This window comes from Janthinobacterium sp. Bl 1 (genome assembly GCF_058215535.1).
In genome coordinates, this window is record NZ_CM177086.1 from 4054485 (window position 1) to 4072310 (window position 17826).

The 17826-nt window shown below is 61.1% G+C and carries 17 protein-coding genes; 10 read left to right on the forward strand and 7 right to left on the reverse strand.

The features are described from left to right. Window positions 1-2 precede the first annotated feature (2 nt). The 4 genes from AC4BCN_RS18235 (at window position 3) to AC4BCN_RS18250 (ending at window position 1785) form a co-directional block, all read left to right on the forward strand. Window positions 3-710: an RES family NAD+ phosphorylase gene (locus AC4BCN_RS18235; RefSeq protein WP_490491432.1), complete on the forward strand. Its 708-nt coding sequence runs from the start codon at window positions 3-5 to the stop codon at window positions 708-710. A 42-nt stretch (window positions 711-752) separates the two neighbouring features. Then, the gene (locus AC4BCN_RS18240) at window positions 753-1073 is read left to right on the forward strand and encodes a DUF2288 domain-containing protein (protein WP_128142873.1); all 321 of its coding nucleotides are present in this window, start codon (window positions 753-755) and stop codon (window positions 1071-1073) included. A gap of 107 nt (window positions 1074-1180) precedes the next feature. Then, a complete protein-coding gene (locus AC4BCN_RS18245; protein WP_181878085.1) occupies window positions 1181-1453 on the forward strand; it encodes a type II toxin-antitoxin system Phd/YefM family antitoxin in 273 nt (90 codons plus the stop codon). An 8-nt stretch (window positions 1454-1461) separates the two neighbouring features. Next, complete coding sequence (locus AC4BCN_RS18250) at window positions 1462-1785, forward strand: type II toxin-antitoxin system RelE/ParE family toxin (RefSeq protein ID WP_490491433.1); 324 nt, start codon at window positions 1462-1464, stop codon at window positions 1783-1785. A 72-nt stretch (window positions 1786-1857) separates the two neighbouring features. Here AC4BCN_RS18250 and AC4BCN_RS18255 read toward each other — a convergent pair whose 3' ends face one another. From AC4BCN_RS18255 to AC4BCN_RS18270, 4 genes are all read right to left on the reverse strand, one after another. After that, window positions 1858-2580: an ABC transporter ATP-binding protein gene (locus AC4BCN_RS18255; protein WP_456150137.1), complete on the reverse strand. Its 723-nt coding sequence runs from the start codon at window positions 2578-2580 to the stop codon at window positions 1858-1860. 10 nt (window positions 2581-2590) lie between these two features. After that, on the reverse strand, window positions 2591-4534 hold the full coding sequence (locus tag AC4BCN_RS18260) for a branched-chain amino acid ABC transporter ATP-binding protein/permease (protein WP_490491434.1): 1944 nt from the start codon (window positions 4532-4534) through the stop codon (window positions 2591-2593). A gap of 7 nt (window positions 4535-4541) precedes the next feature. Further along, window positions 4542-5432 carry a branched-chain amino acid ABC transporter permease gene (locus tag AC4BCN_RS18265; protein ID WP_010398938.1) on the reverse strand — a complete coding sequence of 297 codons (891 nt, stop codon included), beginning with the start codon at window positions 5430-5432 and terminating at the stop codon, window positions 4542-4544. Window positions 5433-5517: 85 nt separating this feature from the next. Further along, entirely contained in the window at window positions 5518-6675 is a 1158-nt protein-coding gene (locus AC4BCN_RS18270; protein ID WP_034755418.1) for an ABC transporter substrate-binding protein, read from the reverse strand. A gap of 377 nt (window positions 6676-7052) precedes the next feature. Between AC4BCN_RS18270 and AC4BCN_RS18275 the strand changes: the two genes are divergently transcribed. Next, window positions 7053-7961, forward strand: a complete 909-nt coding sequence (locus tag AC4BCN_RS18275) for a hypothetical protein (RefSeq protein ID WP_490491435.1) — start codon at window positions 7053-7055, stop codon at window positions 7959-7961. A 24-nt stretch (window positions 7962-7985) separates the two neighbouring features. Further along, complete coding sequence (locus AC4BCN_RS18280) at window positions 7986-8399, forward strand: hypothetical protein (RefSeq protein ID WP_338679020.1); 414 nt, start codon at window positions 7986-7988, stop codon at window positions 8397-8399. Window positions 8400-8420: 21 nt separating this feature from the next. Here the strand turns inward: AC4BCN_RS18280 and AC4BCN_RS18285 are convergent, their stop codons facing one another. From AC4BCN_RS18285 to AC4BCN_RS18295, 3 genes are all read right to left on the reverse strand, one after another. Beyond that, a complete protein-coding gene (locus AC4BCN_RS18285) occupies window positions 8421-11558 on the reverse strand; it encodes a heparinase II/III domain-containing protein (RefSeq protein ID WP_338679021.1) in 3138 nt (1045 codons plus the stop codon). A gap of 167 nt (window positions 11559-11725) precedes the next feature. After that, complete coding sequence (locus AC4BCN_RS18290; protein ID WP_338679022.1) at window positions 11726-12214, reverse strand: tetratricopeptide repeat protein; 489 nt, start codon at window positions 12212-12214, stop codon at window positions 11726-11728. Beyond that, complete coding sequence (locus AC4BCN_RS18295; RefSeq protein WP_338679023.1) at window positions 12211-14241, reverse strand: bifunctional 2',3'-cyclic-nucleotide 2'-phosphodiesterase/3'-nucleotidase; 2031 nt, start codon at window positions 14239-14241, stop codon at window positions 12211-12213. The genes AC4BCN_RS18290 and AC4BCN_RS18295 overlap by 4 nt, the downstream gene beginning before the upstream one ends. Window positions 14242-14332: 91 nt before the next feature. On the opposite strand from AC4BCN_RS18295, the gene AC4BCN_RS18300 reads away from it, so the two are divergent. The 4 genes from AC4BCN_RS18300 (at window position 14333) to lysS (ending at window position 17794) form a co-directional block, all read left to right on the forward strand. Beyond that, window positions 14333-14527, forward strand: a complete 195-nt coding sequence (locus tag AC4BCN_RS18300; protein WP_338682418.1) for a hypothetical protein — start codon at window positions 14333-14335, stop codon at window positions 14525-14527. Continuing rightward, window positions 14444-15548, forward strand: a protein-coding gene (gene prfB, locus AC4BCN_RS18305; RefSeq protein WP_115057524.1) for a peptide chain release factor 2 whose coding sequence is annotated in 2 segments (ribosomal slippage) — window positions 14444-14524 and window positions 14526-15548 — 1104 coding nt in all. Because the reading frame shifts where the segments join, the coding sequence is not laid out codon by codon here. The genes AC4BCN_RS18300 and prfB overlap by 84 nt, the downstream gene beginning before the upstream one ends. A 2-nt stretch (window positions 15549-15550) precedes the next feature. Next, on the forward strand, window positions 15551-16246 hold the full coding sequence (locus AC4BCN_RS18310) for an HAD family hydrolase (protein WP_490491436.1): 696 nt from the start codon (window positions 15551-15553) through the stop codon (window positions 16244-16246). 18 nt (window positions 16247-16264) lie between these two features. Further along, window positions 16265-17794 carry a lysine--tRNA ligase gene (lysS, locus tag AC4BCN_RS18315; RefSeq protein ID WP_490491437.1) on the forward strand — a complete coding sequence of 510 codons (1530 nt, stop codon included), beginning with the start codon at window positions 16265-16267 and terminating at the stop codon, window positions 17792-17794. Window positions 17795-17826: the final 32 nt, after the last annotated feature.

Here is a 17826-nt window from a genome sequence, read left to right on the forward strand (position 1 = left end):
TCGTGCCTGCACCCCCGCAAGCACAGCTGCCGCCGCTGGCCGCGCTGCGCCAGATCGACACTTGCCGGTTGATTCCATCGCGCTTCGCGGACATGGAAGACTCCGTGCTGGCGCCGCTGGCCGAGGATGACGATCACCTGCGCGAGCTGTTCGAACTCGATAACGCGACGAATGCGCGCCTGGTGGCCGAGTATGGCGGCGCGCCAGGAATTGGCGTGGACGAACTGGTTTTTGGCGTGCCGCACTTTCGCATCATCAACGCCGCGTACACCTATGCCCGGCCGGAAGGGGCGCGTTTCAACGATGGCGAACGGGGTGCCTGGTATTGCGCCTTCGACATGAAAACGGCGCTGGCCGAGATCATTTTCCACAAGACCGTGGAATACCAGGAAATCGACTATTTCGCCGACAGCGTCAACTACCAGTCGCTGCTGGCCGATTTTTCCGCCAGCTTCCACGACTTGCGCGGCCAGGAGCGCTATGCGGCTTGCCTCGACCCGGCCAGCTACATCGCCTCGCAAGACCTGGCCGCCATCCTTCTGGAAGCGGGTTCCATGGGCATCATCTTCCCCAGCACGCGGCTGGCTGGCGGCACCAACCTGGCCTGCTTCCGCCCTGCCCTGGTCGGCAATGTTCGCAAAGGCACCGCCTATCGGTTAACATGGCAGGGTACGCCGACGCCGCACGTGGAAGCCCTCCCGGGCAAATAAACCGCGCGCATCGGCACCCGACTCACCGCAACCTGATTTCGCATGCAAACCAATCCTGAAAAAGACACCGAACTGCGCCTCAAAGTAAACAGCGAAACGGCCCGCCTGGCCTGGAGCGAGCTGGAAAAGCACTTCGCCCAAGGCAACGTCGTCTGGGTCGCCAATGAGCTGGACCTGGTCGAAGTAGCCGTGCGCATCTCGCACGACGACAAGGCCACCATCACGCAATGGATGGCCGATGGCAAAGTAGCCAAAGTCTCCGACCAGCAGGCGCTGGACTGGCAGGCCGCCGACGCGTCCCTGTGGGCCGTCGTCGTCAGCCCGTTCATTCTGGTGCAGCAGGAGAAGCCGACCAAACACTGATGCTGACAGGCTGCGCCAGAAACAAGGAAAATGTGCAACCAACTAAATTCGGTACTTAATTTGGTCATCCGGTGCTATCATCGGCCTGCCAACTTATGGAGGGGAATATGAATTTTCTAAACATTCAGCCAATTAGTTACTTGAAGACCAACACCAGCGACGTGGTCAAACAGGTACTGGAGACTCATGACCCGGTAGCCATCACGGTAAATGGCAGAGTTCAGGCAGTTGTGCTAGACCCCGTTAGCTATCAAAAGATCCAAGATCAGCTTGCCATGCTCCGCATCCTTGCTCTCGGCCGCAAGCAGATTGAGCAAGGTAAAGTCATCGGTCATGATGACGTTGTGGCCCTTCTGGAAGCTGAAGACGACGACAACTGATTACGCAAATGAAAATCATTTGGACTCAATACGCCCTGAACGATTTACAGGACATTCGCTCCTATCTGAAGCAGAGCGAATCCCTTGCTTTTGCCAGGAAGGTGACGCAAGAGATTCTGGCTGAAGTCAGTCCTCTCAAAGATTGGAACATTAAAGGTAGCTTTGTTCCTGAACTTGAAGACCTTCACTTGACGACTCACCGCCAACTGTTGGCCGGCCAGAATCGTATCATCATCGAGTACGGACATAACGATATCGTCTATGTTCATATGATTGCCCATACCAGCCGTGACCTGGAAGCATTGATTCGCCGTCGCCTGCTCAATTCGTAGCCGGCAAGTCCTGCCAGGCACACGGCTGTATAGGATTTGACAATGCGCAGCAAGCGCATTGTCAGGCCATCATTAATGCCCTCCCCCCAGATACGCCGCAATCACCTTCGGATCCGTTTTCAGGCTTTCCGCAGGGCCGTGCACGGAAATGCTGCCGTTTTCCAGCACGTAGCCGTAATCGGCCACGTTCAGAGCGGCGGCGGCGAATTGTTCGACCAGCAGCATGGTCACGCCTTCGGCCTTTAAGCGCGTGATGATGCGGAAGACTTCTTCCACCAGAATCGGCGCCAGGCCCATCGATGGTTCATCCAGCAGTATCACTTCGGGATTAAGCATCACGGCGCGGGCCATGGCCAGCATTTGCTGCTCGCCGCCCGAGAGCGTCCCGGCCAGCTGGTCGCGCCGCTCCTTCAGACGGGGGAACAACTCCAGCGCCTTGTCCAGGTCGCGCTTGATGTCGCCTTTCGGGCGCGCCCGCGTGAAGCGGGGGAAGGCGCCCAGCAGCAGGTTGTCCGTCACCGACATCGAGGCGAACACCCTCCTGCCTTCCGGCGAATGGGCCAGGCCCGCGCGCGCGATCTTGTGCGAATCGAGGCCCGTGACGTCCTTGCCGCCCAGGGTGACGGTGCCCGATTTCGGTTTGAGCATGCCGGAAATGGCGCGCATGGTGGTGGTCTTGCCGGCCCCGTTCGAGCCGATCAGGGTCACCAGCTTGCCCTTCGGGACGTCGAGCGAAATGCCGTGCAAGACTTCGACTTTGCCGTAGGCGGCGTGCAAATTTTGAATGGTCAGCATGGTCTTCCTCTCAGTGCGCCGCTGGCGCCAGGGTTTCGGCGCTGCCGCCCAGGTAGGCTTCGATCACTTTCGGATCGCTCTGCACGAGCGCAGGCACGCCTTCGGCGATCTTCTGGCCGAAGTCCAGCACCGTCACCACGTCCGACAGGGCCATCACCACGTCCATGTGGTGCTCGATCAGGATGATGGTGATGCCATGCTCGCGGATCTTGCGGATGATGGCCATCAGCTCCTTGATGTCGGGCGCCGTCAGGCCGGCCGCCGGTTCATCGAGCAGCAGCAAACGCGGGTTCAAGCCCAGCGCGCGGCCGATTTCCAGCAGCCGCTGCTTGCCATACGGCAGATTGCGCGCCTCTTCGTTGGCCAGGTCGGCCAGGCCCACGAATTCGAGGATGCTGGCGGCCCGCTCGCGCGCGGCCGTCTCTTCGCGCTTGTAGCGCGGCGTATGCAGCATCACGTCGAGCACGTTCGACTTGAAGGTGTTGTGCAGGCCCACCAGCACGTTTTCCGTCGCCGTCATCTCGCCGAACAGCTGCACGTTCTGGAAGGTGCGCGCCACGCCGCCCAGCGCGATCTCGGATGGCGTGCGCCCGGAGATCACGGCGCCGGCAAATTCCACCTTGCCCGCCGTCGGCTTGTAGATCCCCGTCAGCACGTTCATCATCGTGCTCTTGCCCGAGCCGTTCGGGCCGATCAAGCCGTGCACGGAACCTTGCGTGACGTTCAGGTCCACCTGGTTCAGCGCTTTCAGGCCGCCGAACTGCATCAGGGCCTGGTCCACGCGCAGCAGGGTCGCGCCCTGCTGCCCGCCTTGGGCGTGGTCGAACGGCGCCACGCCGTGCGAAGCGACCGCTTGCACATGGCGCCGGCCCTTGCCGATAAAGCTCATCAAGAAGCCGACGATGCCATCCTGCAGGTAGTACACGACGAACAGCGTCATCAAACCGAAGATGGTCAGGCGCCAGTCGACCATGTTTTCCAGCTTGTAGGAAAACGCGGCCAGGCCGATGGTGGCCACCAGGGGCACGATCACGCCGCGCAAGGTGGAGCGCTTTTTCGCCAGCATGAAGGCGGAACCGATCACGCCCAGCACGGCGGCGCCGACGGCGATCTTGCGGAACAATTCGATGTCCGACAGGAGGCTGGGCAGCATGACGACGATCAGGGCGCCGATCAGCGCGCCCGAACGGGTCTTGCGCCCGCCCATGATGACGGCCAGCAGGAACAATATCGTCAGCTCGAAGTTGTAGGTATTGGGCGAGATGTACTCTTCCGAATACGCATACAGGCTGCCGGCCAGGCCCGCGAAACCGGCGCTGATGACGAAGGCGTACACCTTGTAGCGGTACACGGACACGCCCATGCAGTCCGAGGCGATGGGGCTGTCGCGCAAGGCTTCGAACGCCCGGCCCAGGTTTGATTTCAAGATGCGGTGCACCACCACCAACGAGATCACCAGCAGCGCGGCGACCATGTAGTAGTACTCCACTTCCGTCAGTTTGTGGCCGAACAGCACGGGCTTGTGGATCTTGATGCCCATCGGCCCTTCCGTCAGGAAGCTCATTTCATTGATCAGGATTTGCACGATGGTGCCGAAGGCCAGGGTCACCATCGCCAGGTACGGGCCCGTCACGCGCAGGGCCGGCAAGGCCAGGATGGCGCCAAACACGGCCGCGCCCAGGATGCTGGCGGGGATGGCCAGCCAGAACGACACGCCCAGCTTGAACACCAGCACGCCCGTGACGTAGGAGCCGATGCCGAACAGGCCCGCGTGGCCCAGCGACACCTGCCCCGTGTAGCCGACGACGATGTCGAGGCCAAACAGCAGGATGGCGTAGATCAGGATGGTCTCGGCCAGGTGGATGTAATACGGGTTCGGGATGACGATGGGGAACAGTGCGAGCGCGGCCAGTCCCGCCGCGCTCAGTGCCAGCATGGTGATTTTCTTGTTCATGTCGTCCTCAGACTTTCTTGATCGCGGCTTTGCCGAACAGGCCGGACGGCTTGACGGCCAGCACCAGCAGCAACAGCAGCAGGCCTGGCACTTCCTTGTAGCCGGTGGAGATGTAGTAGCCGGTGGTCGTTTCCGCGATGCCCAGTATCAGCCCGCCGACGATGGCGCCCACGCCAGACGTCAGGCCGCCGATGATGGCCACGGCAAACGCTTTCAAGCCCAGCGACGCGCCCATGGTGGCGCCCGTCAAGGTCAGCGGCGCCACCAGCACGCCCGCAAAGGCGGCCGTGGCCGACGACAGCGCGTAGGAAAACGTGATGACCATGCCCGTGTTGATGCCCATCAGGCCGGCCGCGTCGCGGTCGTTGGCTGTCGCCACCACGGCCTTGCCGTAGATCGATTTGCGGTTGAACACTTCGACGGCCAGCATGATGGCCAGCGCGCCGACGATGACGGCCACCTGCATCTGCTGCACGTTGGCGCCAAACACCTGGAACGGCGCGGCCGACAGCGGCGACGGGAACATCAGGTCATCCTTGCCCCAGATGTTTTCCGCCACGTTCTTGAAAATGATGGCCAGCGCGATGGTCGACATGATCCAGCCGAATTCGGACTTGATCTTGATGGCGGGCCGCACGCCTATCCATTCGACGAACACGCCCTGCAAGGCGCCGAAGACGATGACGATGGGGATCATCAACAGATAGCTCATGTACGGGCCGCCGTGGATGGTGCCCACCAGGGAGAGGCCCACGAGCGCGCCCAGCATCAGGGATTCGCCCTGGCCGAAATTGAGGGTGCCGGAAGTGGCAAAGGTCAGCTGGTAGCCGAAGGCGATGACGGCATAGATCATGCCCAGCGCGATGCCGCTGAAGACGAGCTGCAGGAAGATTTCCATGGTATTCCCCGGAAGACGAACGATGAAAAAATGGCCAGTCCTGATTCCTCAAGGCTGGCCACTGCGCGGCGAATGTCCGCCAGGCTTATTTCGCGAGGACGACTTTGCCGTCCTTGACTTCACCGAAGACTGTCAGCTCGGCCGTGATCGCTTCATGGTTGGTCTTGCTGAACGGTTTGTTGTAGGTGGTGACGGCGCCTTCCACCTTCTCATTCAGGTTTTCCAGCGCGGCGCGCACTTTCGGGCCGTCCGTGCCGCCTGCCTGCTTGAAGGCGGCTGCCAGCAGGTAGATGGAATCGTAGCCTTGCGCGGCCGAGACGGCCGATGGCATGCGTCCGCCCGATGGCTTGTAGGCGGCCACGTAGGCATCGATGAAGGCCTTGCGTTTCGGCGTGCTGGCATCCTGGATGAAGGTTTGCGGCATGCGCGTGCCATTGCCGTTCTTGCCCGCGTTGTCGATGAAGTTACCCATGGCCAGGGTCCAGCTGCCGATCAGCGGCACTTTCCAGCCCAGTTTTTCCATGCCGTTGGCGATCTGCGCCAGTTCCGGGCCGATGCCGTAGGTCAGCACGACTTCCGCGCCCGCCTGCTTGGCTTTCAGCAGCTGGGCCGTCATGTCGACGTCCTTGATGTTGTATTTTTCCACGACGACGGGCTTGATGCCCTTCTTGTCGAGCGCCTTTTCCAGGTCTTCCCGGCCCAGCTGGCCGTAGTTGGTGGAGTCGGCCAGGATCGCCACTTTCTTGAACTTGCGGTTCTCGATCGCCTCATGCACGATCATGCCGGACTGGATGGTGTCATTGGCCGCATTGCGGAAGACGTAGTTTTCCGGCTGGTCGGCGAATTGCTTGGTGACGATGGAACCCGTCGCCACATTGTTCATGACGGGAATTTTCGCTTCCTGGTAGAAGCGCTGCGAGGCCAGGGCCACGCCCGTGTTGATGTAGCCGACGGTGGCGGCGACCTTTTCCTTGTTGATGAGCTCTTGGGCGATCTGCACGCCGCGTTCGTTTTTCGCTTCGTCATCGCGCTCGATCAGCAGCAGCGAACGGCCCAGTACGCCACCCTTGGCATTGATTTCAGCGACGGCCAGCTTGACGCCGTCGCGCATCGACACGCCCATCGGCGCGGAACCGCCCGTGAACGGACCTGACACGCCGATCTTGATGGGGTCGGCCGCGACTGCCGCCTGCGAGAAACCCAAAACCAAACTTGCTACAAGCAATTTCTGTTTCAAATTCATTGTCATCTCCTCTGTTACAACGTTTTTAATGCCACTTATTTTTATTGTCGTACGCTGGATAACCGCCCCATCGATAAATCATTGTAGGTGAGTAAACATGCCCCAGCAACAACTACATATGACGCGTCGCAACATGCAGAAAAGCCCAGATTGCTGGCCCGATGTCAGCCTTTTGTAAGGAAAATATGAGGCAAATTGGCGCACCTTGCGCCATCGGGCAACACTGCTGTGGCAAAACGCGACAGGCAAAAGGCGAGCTCGGCGATTCATCAGGACGCTGATCTGGCGCAATACTGGCACTGTCCAGCATGCTAACGTCGCCCTTGCCAGCGCGTACGCGCAGGTCCGATCAGCCACTCCCACCGCATGGAGGCGATATGCAGCGCCCGTCGAACTCGTCCATTTCTCCCCTGCTACTTGGCGCCATCGCCAGCCTGCTGCTGGGCGGCTGCGCCACCAACCTGGCGCCCGTGCGCACGTTTGCCGAACAGACGCAAAAGATGTCGGTCCATTTCGAGCCCATGCTGGCGGGTGGCGTCCACAGCTGCATGGACAAGGCCATGCGCAAGCGCCTGATCCTGGCCGAGCGTTTCGATGCGCAAGCGAGCGAACAGGCGGCGCGCGCCGATTGCGCCGCCATCGCGCAGGCCAGCGCCTCGATCGCCAGCCTGAACGACCTCCTGCTGCGCTATGCCGGTACCCTGGCCGCGTTGGCCGATGACAAGCTGCCTGTCTACAAGGAAGAGTTTGCCGGACTCGGCGATGCGCTGGGCGGCCTGGCACAGCCGGGTGGCGGCGCGCCCCTGCTCGATGCGGGCAAGCTGTCGAAAGTCGTCAAATTGAGCGAACACCTGAGCCGCCTGGCCACGCAGCGCCTGCAGAAATCGGCCTTGCGCGAATTGCTCGACGAGCAGGAAGCCGTCGACATTGTCAGCAACGCGCTCAAGGAGTATGCGCAGCGCAGCTACCGCGCCGGCTTGCAGGATGAATTGCGCGACCTGGACCTGCTGCGTGGCGCCGTCGACAAGGCCGCGCCGCGCGAGCCGCTGGCCGCCAACTACATCCGCACGCGCTTGCACCTGGAAGGCCGGCAATTGCAGGAAAGGGAAAAGATCGTCGCCGCGTACGTCGCCGCCGTCGACGCGCTGCAAGCGAGCGTGGCCGCGCTGCGAGCCAATCTCGACCGCCTGCAGGCGCCCGAACTGGAACAGCAGCTGGCGCAGTTTTCACGCCAGGTCGAGACGCTGCAAAAACAGGCTGTTTTCTATGGCCCCGCCCGCTGGTAAGCGGCGCGCACACAGGAGTATCCCATGGCCCAACTGACCGAACTGACAAAAGACCAAAGCTACGCCATCGCCGACAGCCTGGCGCAGGCTTCGAGCCTGGTGCTGGAATTGCGCATCCGCGAACGGGAGGCTCTGGCGCCGGACGAGCGCGCACTGCTGGAACAATACGAAAATCACCTGGACCAGATGGTGTCCCTGTTTCGCGCGTATGGCATTTACCTGACGGCCGAAGGCGCGGAGCAGGCACGCGGCGATATCGAGGGCGCCATCGTCAAGGGCAAGCTGCAGCTCAAGCGCATCGCCGACATAAAGGCCGCCATCGGTGCGGCGGCCAAACTGGTCGACCTGGGCGCCGCCATTTTGTCGCGCGACCCGTTCGCTATCGGCGAGGCGGCGGCCAGCCTGCGGGTCAAGCCTAAAAAAGACGATCAGGCTTGACCCAGCCGGCAGACAAGCGGCTTACTCGATACTGAGCACGCCCTGGTCGGAACTCAGATGCGTGCCTGTCCCTTCCTGCGTTTCAACCAGGCTCCTGGCAAAGGCGCTACCCGCCGCTGCCGACGTCAACGCATAATGGACGCCCGGTTTCAGGCCCGTGGCCAGGATGGCGCCGGCGGCCAACGGCGAAGTCCAGTCCATGCGGGCAGCTGGCGCCACGTCGCGGTTGAACAGCACCTGCAGCTGACTGCCCAGCAACAGCGCCTCGGTGTTGGCCGCGGCCGCCAGGCGCCGCGTATCGGGCGGCTGCGCTGTGCCTGTGGAACCATCGTTGTTGGCGACAAACAGCGTGTGCAGGAAATATTCGGGGCCATTCACGGCGAGCGCGGTAGGCGATGTGACTTCCAGACGCCAGACACCCACATCCTCATTGGTGGTCTTTTGCTCGCTCTTTTGTGGTGGGTGGTTGAACCACAGGTCGCTGCCATCGGCCTGGCGACGGCGCACCATGAAGCGGCAATCGCCGCTGCTGGGCATCGACTGGTTCGCCGTGACCGGACTCATCTGCCTACACACGGTGCCATCATGATCAAGGCCACCAACTTTATGCACGACAGCATTTTCTGGCAGTACGGTTTGCACGATCAGCATGCCCTCGCCGTTGCGCACGGTGGCGATGCGCCGCTGTCCCGCGCTGTAGCCGAGCTTGTAGCGGCCATCCCCCAGATTGCTGGTACTGGCGGTATTGGCCGCCGGATCGTGCGCCGTATGCAGCAAGAACGTGGCCGGCAAGCCGCGTTTGCTGCGCACGCTATCGAAGATCACCGTCACCGGCTTGCTCCAGAATGCCGGCTGGCGCAGGAACAGCACTTGACGCACGAAACCATTGTTGCGATCCAGCCGCGTTGCCGAATAGGCTTTGCTGGCATTGCCACTGGTATAGGTATATTCCGGCGTATTTTCATAGCGCACGATGCCATCGAGGGCATTGACGCCACCGGGCTGTATCTCGTCTATCGTCGGATAGTTCTGTTGCAGCGCTTGCATCCACTGTCCGCCATCGCGGCTCAGGCCGCTCGTCCCCGTCATGAGACGCTCAGTCTGATCGTCCGCCGTATCGTAGACCGTGATCGTGTTGTGCGCCACGCTGCGTGTGTAGTAATTCCACCAGTGCACGCTTTCATAGCTATCGTACAAGCCCGTATCGAGCAGCAATGGCGCCTTGTAATACAGCGCAAAACTGTTCTGGTCGGCGTGCTGGTGATTCTGTGCCGCGAACGAGGAGGATTTGAAGTCCAGCAAAGTGGCATTCGCATACTCCCACGTGTCGCGCATCACTACCTGGCCCGACACGCGAAAATGGCGCGCCAAGGGCAAGCTTGCTATCGGCACGGCCGCCACTTCCGCTGGCCAGAACAAACGCTCCAGGATCTCGTCGTTCCAGTAAGTACGCTTGCCCACTTGCTCGCGGTAAAAAGACCAGGCCACGCCGTCATCGCCAGCACTGGCCACGCCACGCGACAATTGTCCGAGCAGTGGATTACCTACACGCAAATCATAATTGTCTCCGCTGGCAGGAAAAAGACTGTCGCTACGCAAACCGTAGATATACGGATAGAGCAGCTGCGCCTGCCAATCCGCCTGCAACAGCGGCGTACCATTTGAATTATCGAGCGCCGTACGCCACAGCAACAAGCGCTCGGGGATGCTCGACACGCCATAGGCAAAGCCCATCTGATGGCCGCCATCGGCCGAAATGGCGGCGCGCGCGGCCATGAAGCCCTTGTCGAAATGCGCATACGCCGTGTCAATCATCGGCACGACTTCGGGATACTCTTCCGCGATGGCCAGCAATCCCACCGCCATGTTTGTCACGGCACTGAAGGCGTGGCCACTGACATAGTATTGGGCTACTGAGGGTCCATCAGTGCGGTTCCAGTGTTCATATATGGGTTTCTGCTCGCAATCGAAGACTGTACTCGTGTCGCGCAAGTGCTGCTTGCTGCCACACATGGATGCCACGAGATGGTCGCCCACAACTGCCGTATTTTCAGCAGCAATCGTGTCCTTGATCCTCTGCGCCAATGCGGACCGGTAAGACCCGGTACCCAGTGCGGCAGGCACATTCTCACTGCCCATCAGATCAAACAGCCAGTCATAGACGAGGCCCATGGCGGCCACCCTGCCGCCCATCGACCATTCATTACCAGCGGGAAGCGGGCTCGCCAGCAACATGTCGACATACGTCAGCAGGCCCTGCTTGTATTTGTCCTGCTCCGTTAGCAGCCATGCCATGGACAGCAATTGCGCGCTTTCATAAATCGTTCCACGATGTCCGGTCGCCACCTTGCATGGTTTCGGGTAGTCGGACGACGTCGGTGCGATCGTGGCACAGCTGCGGATGTCCGCCAGGCGGATGTCGGCGGCATCACGGTAATCGGTCCAGGACTTTCTCAGACCGGTATCGAGCGATGCATGCTGCATCAATTCCTGTCCCTGGCCGTCGCGCAAGATGAAATTACTCATGACTTCATTGCGCCGCGCACCGACATCGAATATCTGTTCGTTCGCCGTCCAGTCGGTGAACGGAGCGTCGGCCTTGCCCCAAAATGCACGCACCGGGAGGCCATTAACCTTGATATCGATCGCATGCAGCTGGGCGTCCCACGCCACCCTGATCTCGGTCCACGCGTCCGCCTTAAGATGAACGACGGTCGACGACATCGTTGTCGTGGTCGACGGAGATGTCGGCTTGCCGATAAACATAATTTGCAGACTGATCGTCCCGGGCGTGTCCAGGTGATCCACATGACGGACGAGGATGGTGTTATTCGTGCCGCGGTACTGTCCAAAAATGGCTTGATCACCGCCATCCTGGCTATCCTTGTGCTTTGCCAGCAAACTGAATTGTATGCTGCCTTTAACTGCAGGAAATTTAGCGGATGGATAGTATGGCAATTGCCGTTTCAGTCCATCAATTCCCGCCTGCGTCAGGAACAACTTGGGATGCCCGGCTTTGAGCGGCGCCGGCAGTTGCGCCACGGCCGACGATGCCATCGCCACCAGCAGCAGGCCCAGGCCCGCATGCCGCCATTTCTTCGCCAGCGCCCTCCGACTCACGAGGGGGAAAGATTGCCTTGCCTTTGCCCGGAATGCCATGCGCTTCCTCTATTCAATATTATCAAAAAGATATCTACAGTATAATGCCATGAATATTCCTTGATTGATAATAAATTTACAATGAAGAGAAATAAAATATAAGGAAGGACGCTATTTAAGAAAATTAATATTTCTTGAGAAAAATAAGCAATTCCCCAGCCGCATCATTACGGCTCGGCGGACCGGTGCCCCATCGCATGCGTCGCCATCTTCAGATACAGGAACGACTGCTCCTCGTTGTGCGCATAACCCATCTGCCCCTCGGCCAGGGCCACGGATTTCTGCTGCAGCGCTTCCGGGTAGTCGAGGTCGCAGGCGGCGTCTAGCCAGTAACGCGCCCGCACCTCATCGCTGTCCAGCAGCATGTTCGCCACGATGAACATGGCTGGCGCCACGCCGCGTTGCGCGGCCAGTTCCAGCCAGCGCAGCGCGGCGGCGCCGTCCTGCGGGCCGCCCATGCCGTTCTTGTGCATCAGGCCCAGGTAATATGCGGCCGGGCCGCTGCCCTGCCCCGCGGCCTGCTCGAACAGGGCGCGTGCCTGCGGCTGGGTCGATTCTCCCGCGCGCATCAGGACCTTGGCCCGGGCCGTGAGATCGGGCGCGGCCACAACGGGCGACGCCAACGCGGCGGCCAGCAGCAAGTTTGCCAGCATCATTTCGACAGGTCGAGCTGGTACAGCGCAAAGCCCTTGCCAGCGCCGTCGTCAGCCTTCAGCTGAGTGACGTTGTCGATGCCGGCCGCTTTCGCCAGGTCGATCACGTTTGGCGCCGAGTGGAAAACCACGGGGCCTTTCGTAGCCACCTTGGCGAAGCGCCAGCTGCGCGCCGAGCCGTTTTTCGCGCGTGTCAGGTTTTTCTGCTGCGTGACGTAAGCGATCAGCAGTTCGCGGTTGTTGTCGGGCGAAGCCACCACCGTCTTGCTGCCGTCGAGGCCAGGGAAATTGCCGCCGCCGCTGGCGCGGTAGTTATTCGTCGCGATCAAAAATTCCTGGCTGGCGTCCACCGGCTTGCCCTTGTACGTGAGGCCCTTGAGGCGCTGGCCCGGCAGCTGCGTGACGTCGATCTGGTAGCACACGTCCGCGCTCGTGATCGCGTCGAAGTTGTAGCTCGGATGGGCCGTATTGACCAATTCCTGCGCTTCCAGCTTGTTCGGGTCGATGGTATTGAAACGCTGCGCCGACTGTTCCAGCCAGGCTTTCAGGTCCGCGCCATTCATCTTCACGCCGTACAGCGCATTCGGATACAAATACAGATCGGCCGCGTTATTCAGCGCCACATTTCCCGCCTTGACGTCCGTGTAGTCGGACACGCCGGCCGAACCGCTCTTGAACGGCGACGACATCGACAGCACGGGCAAGTGCGCAAACTGCGGCAAGTTCGCCTTCACATACGCGGCCAGATAGCCCGCTTGCGCCTGATTCACCACCTCGATGGCGCTGACGTCGCCCACGTCGGCAAAATACGTCGACATGCGGAAGTCCGTCTTGCCCACGGGCGTCTGCACGTAGGCAATCGTCGCCGCATGTTCCTCGGCCACCAGTCTGGCGATGGCAGGATCGGGCTGCACGTAACTCTTGTCCGCGTTCTGGATGCCGCGCGCTTCCACCGTCGTGGCGCTCTTGTCGACGACCCACTGCTTGCCGTCGTGGCGCAGGCGCAGGCCGATCACGCCCAGGTGCTTGCCCCACAGATTGGCCATCACCGTGGGTACGCCATTGACCAATCCCTTGACCTTGTCGACGCCGGGCAAATTAAATTGCGGCACCGTGCTGGCGGCGTTCGGGAACAGCTGGTGCGAGTGGCCGATCAGCATGGCGTCCACGCCCGGCACTTGCGACAGGTAGTAATTACCGTTTTCCATGCTCGGCGAATACGGGCTGTCATCGAGGCCGCCGTGCGAGATCGCCACCACCAGTTCGGCGCCCTTGGCGCGCATCTCGGGGATGAATTTTTCCGCCGTCTCGCGCACGCCCTGCGTGTAAACGCGGCCTTCGAGCCAGCGCTTGTCCCAGGCCATGATGGTGGGCGGCGCAAAGCTGATGATGCCCACCTTCACGCTGCTCGTAACGGGCTTGCCATCGGGGCCGGTTGCCGTGATCTGCTTGGCTATGATGTGGTATGGCGCAAACAGGGGCTGGCCCGTCTTGACGCTGTAGACGTTGGCCAGCACTTGCGGGAACGTGGGGCCAGCGCAGCGCGGTTTGCCGGCGTCGACGCTGTCGACGTCGAAGCGGTTGCCCGTCACCTGGCTCAGGAACGCCAGGCCATAGTTGAATTCGTGGTTGCCGATGCCGCCGCCGTCCACTTTCAACAGGTTCATAGCCTTGTAGATGGCCAGGGTCTGGTCGCAGGCCAGCGGTTTCACGAGGGCCTGATAGTCGGCCAGCGCCGTGCCCTGGATGGTGTCGCCGTTGTCGAGTAAAAGGTTGTTCGGGAACTGCGCGCGCGCCTGGGCGATCAGGGCCGCCGTGCGTTCCAGGCCGATCGACGGCTCCGCCTGCAGCTTGTAGTAATCATAACTGAGCACATTCGCGTGCAAGTCCGTCGTCTCGAGCAGGGCCAGGGTGGCGCTGCTGCCGGCCGGCGCGGCCAGCGGCTGGACCGGTCCGGTGGCGGCGGGCGGCAAGGTGCCGCAGCCGGCCAGCAGCAACGGTAACAGGGCAAGACGGGGAGATTGAAGCATGATGTATTCCTGTGGAAAGACAATATCGCCAGCATCATACGCAGCACGGCAGCCCCTATCAAGGCAAAAATATTGTCGCAAATACAGCGAAATGATGATTTTATTGCCCTGTGCGGCATCGATTCGGCACCGCCGGCATCAGAAACGCGCCGCGCTCGCGTATAATTCAGGGTTTGATTTCACCATAGAAGACCAGAACATTATGGAAGCCGAACGCATCAATATCATCTCCGCCCTGCTCAACGACCTGACGGTCCGCGAAGCCGAACTTCGGAGGTATCTTTGACTTCACTGTCAAGTCGGAGAAACTAGAGCAAGTCAACGAAGAACTGGAAGATCCAACCGTCTGGAACGATCCCAAACGCGCCCAGGACCTCGGTAAAGAGAAGAAGGCGCTGGAAGCCATCGTCTTCACCCTGGCCAAGGCCGATGCCGACCTGCGCGACACCCGCGACCTGTTCGACATGGCCCGCGAAGAAGGCGACGACGACACGCTCGAAGCGATCGAGCAGGACGTACAGGAAATCCGCAAGGTCATCGAAAGCATGGAATTCCGCCGGATGTTCAACAATCCGATGGACCCGAACAACTGCTTCATCGACATCCAGGCCGGCGCCGGCGGCACGGAAGCCCAGGACTGGGCTTCGATGCTGCTGCGCCAGTACCTGCGCTATTGCGAACGCAAGGGCTTCAAGGTCGAAATCCTCGAGCAGTCCGACGGCGAGGTCGCCGGCATCAAGACGGCCACCCTGAAGGTCGAGGGCGATCACGCCTACGGCTTCCTGCGCACGGAAACGGGCGTGCACCGCCTGGTGCGCAAGTCGCCATTCGACTCGGCCAACGGCCGCCACACCTCGTTTACGTCGCTGTTCGTGTATCCGGAAGTCGACGATTCGATCGAGATCGATGTCAACCCGGCCGATATCCGCGTCGATACCTACCGCGCGTCGGGCGCCGGCGGTCAGCACATCAACAAGACCGACTCCGCCGTCCGCATGACCCATGCGCCGACCGGCATCGTGGTGCAGTGCCAGAACGACCGTTCGCAGCACCGCAACCGCGCCGAAGCGATGGAAATGCTGAAAGCGAAGCTGTACGAGCATGAACTGCGCAAGCGCATGAGCGAACAGCAAAAGCTGGAAGACTCGAAGACGGACGTGGGCTGGGGTCACCAGATCCGCTCCTACGTGCTGGACCAGTCCCGCATCAAGGACTTGCGCACCGGTTTCGAGACGGGCAATACCAAGGGCGTGCTCGATGGCGACATCGACGACTTCATCTCCGCCTCGCTCAAGCAAGGCGTATAAGGATGAATACATCCGCTCCAGCGCAGCGCGCCTTCCTGTTCGACATGGATGGCACGATCGTCGACAACATGGCCTTCCACACGACGTCGTGGCTGGCGTTCTTTGAACGCCACGGCCATGCGCTGGATGCGGATGCCTTTTTCCGCGACACGGCAGGACGGCAGGGACATGAAATCATCGCCAAGTACCTGGGCGAGGATGCCGACCACGTCACCCTGCTGGCTGAAAAGGAAGTCGTCTACCGCGAGCTGTATGGCCCGCACCTGGCGACAGTCGCCGGTTTCGACCGGCTGATCGCCAGCGCGCGCCAGGCTGGCGTCGGGCTGGTGGTCGGCACGGCCGCGCCGGCCGAGAACATCGCGTTCACGCTCGACGGCCTGGACCTGCGCCACCGCTTCGACGCCATCGTCGGCGCCGCCGACGTGGAACGGGGCAAGCCGCACCCGGACGTTTTCCTGAAAGGCGCGCTGCTGGCTGGCGCGCAGCCGCACAACTGCATCGTCTTTGAAGACGCGCCCCTGGGCGTGGAAGCGGCGCGCCGTGCCGGCATGCGCGTCGTGGTACTCACCACCACCCTGCCGGCCGAGGCATTTGCCGCCTTCGACAACGTCATTGCCATCGTGCCGGATTTCTCCGCACTCGACGTCGACGCACTGTTTGCCAGCGTGGCGCCAGCGCTGGCACCACATCATCAATAATCACCAACGAAGAACACCATGACTACGGATATCCAAGAACAAGCCGCCGCACCCGATGAAAACAAGATCATCGCCGAGCGCCGCGTCAAGCTGGCAGCACTGCGCGAACAAGGCGTCGCCTTCCCGAACGATTTCCGCCCCGAGCACAAGGCGGCCGATCTGCACGCACAATACGGCATCAAGACGCGCGAAGAGCTGGAAGCCGAACCTGTACACGTGGTGCTGGCCGGCCGCATGATGTTCAAGCGCGAAGCGGGCAAGAAAGCCGCTTTCGCCACCCTGCAGGACGCTTCCGGCCCGAAAGCCGACGGCCGCATCCAGATCTACGCCACCTTGGACCTGACCGGCGAAGCGGCCATGGCCGCCCTGCACCACTATGACCTGGGCGATATCCTGGGCGTGACGGGCACGCTGTTCAAGACCAAGACGGACGAACTGACCATCAAGGTGTCGGAACTGCGCCTGATCACCAAGTCGCTGCGCCCGTTGCCAAACAAATTCCACGGCCTGGCCGATCAGGAAACGAAGTACCGCCAGCGCTACGTCGATCTGATCATGAATGCGGAAACGCGCCGCACCTTCAAGGCGCGTACCGCCGCCATCTCGTCGATCCGCCGCTTCATGGAAAAGAACGAGTTCATGGAAGTGGAAACGCCGATGCTGCACACGATCCCTGGCGGCGCGGCGGCCAAGCCGTTCATCACGCACCACAATGCGTTGGACATGCAGATGTTCCTGCGTATCGCGCCCGAGCTGTACCTGAAGCGCCTGGTCGTCGGCGGCTTCGACCGCGTGTTCGAGATCAACCGCAACTTCCGCAACGAAGGCGTGTCGATCCGTCACAACCCTGAATTCACGATGATGGAATTCTACGCGGCCTACACCGACTACAAATGGCTGATGGATTTCACGGAAGCCGTCATCCGCCAGGCCGCCATCGACGCGCACGGCACCGCCACCCTGACCTACGGCGGCCGCGAGCTGGATCTAGCAAAACCGTTCCACCGCCTGACCATCGTCGAAGCGATCAACAAGTACGCGCCGGGCTACACGCCGGAGCAGCTGAACGATGCGGACTTCATCAAGGAAGAGCTGAAGAAATTCGGCGTCAAGCCGTTCGCCACGGCCGGCCTGGGCGCGCTGCAACTGGCGCTGTTCGAAGAGACGGCTGAAGCGCAGCTGTGGGAACCGACCTACATCATCGACTACCCGGTCGAAGTGTCGCCACTGGCGCGCGCTTCCGACACGGTGGCCGGCATCACCGAACGTTTTGAATTGTTCATGGTGGGCCGCGAAATCGCCAACGGCTTCTCCGAGTTGAACGACGCGGAAGACCAGTCGGCCCGCTTCCTGGCACAAGTGGCCGCCAAGGACGCCGGCGATGAAGAGGCGATGTTCTACGACGCCGACTACATCCGCGCGCTGGAATACGGCATGCCGCCAGCCGGCGGCTGCGGCATCGGCATCGACCGCCTGATGATGATCATCACGGATTCGCCGAACATCCGCGACGTGCTGTTGTTCCCGCATTTACGCCGCGAAGAGTAATCACGGACGCAAGCCGATAAAAAGCCGCCTGT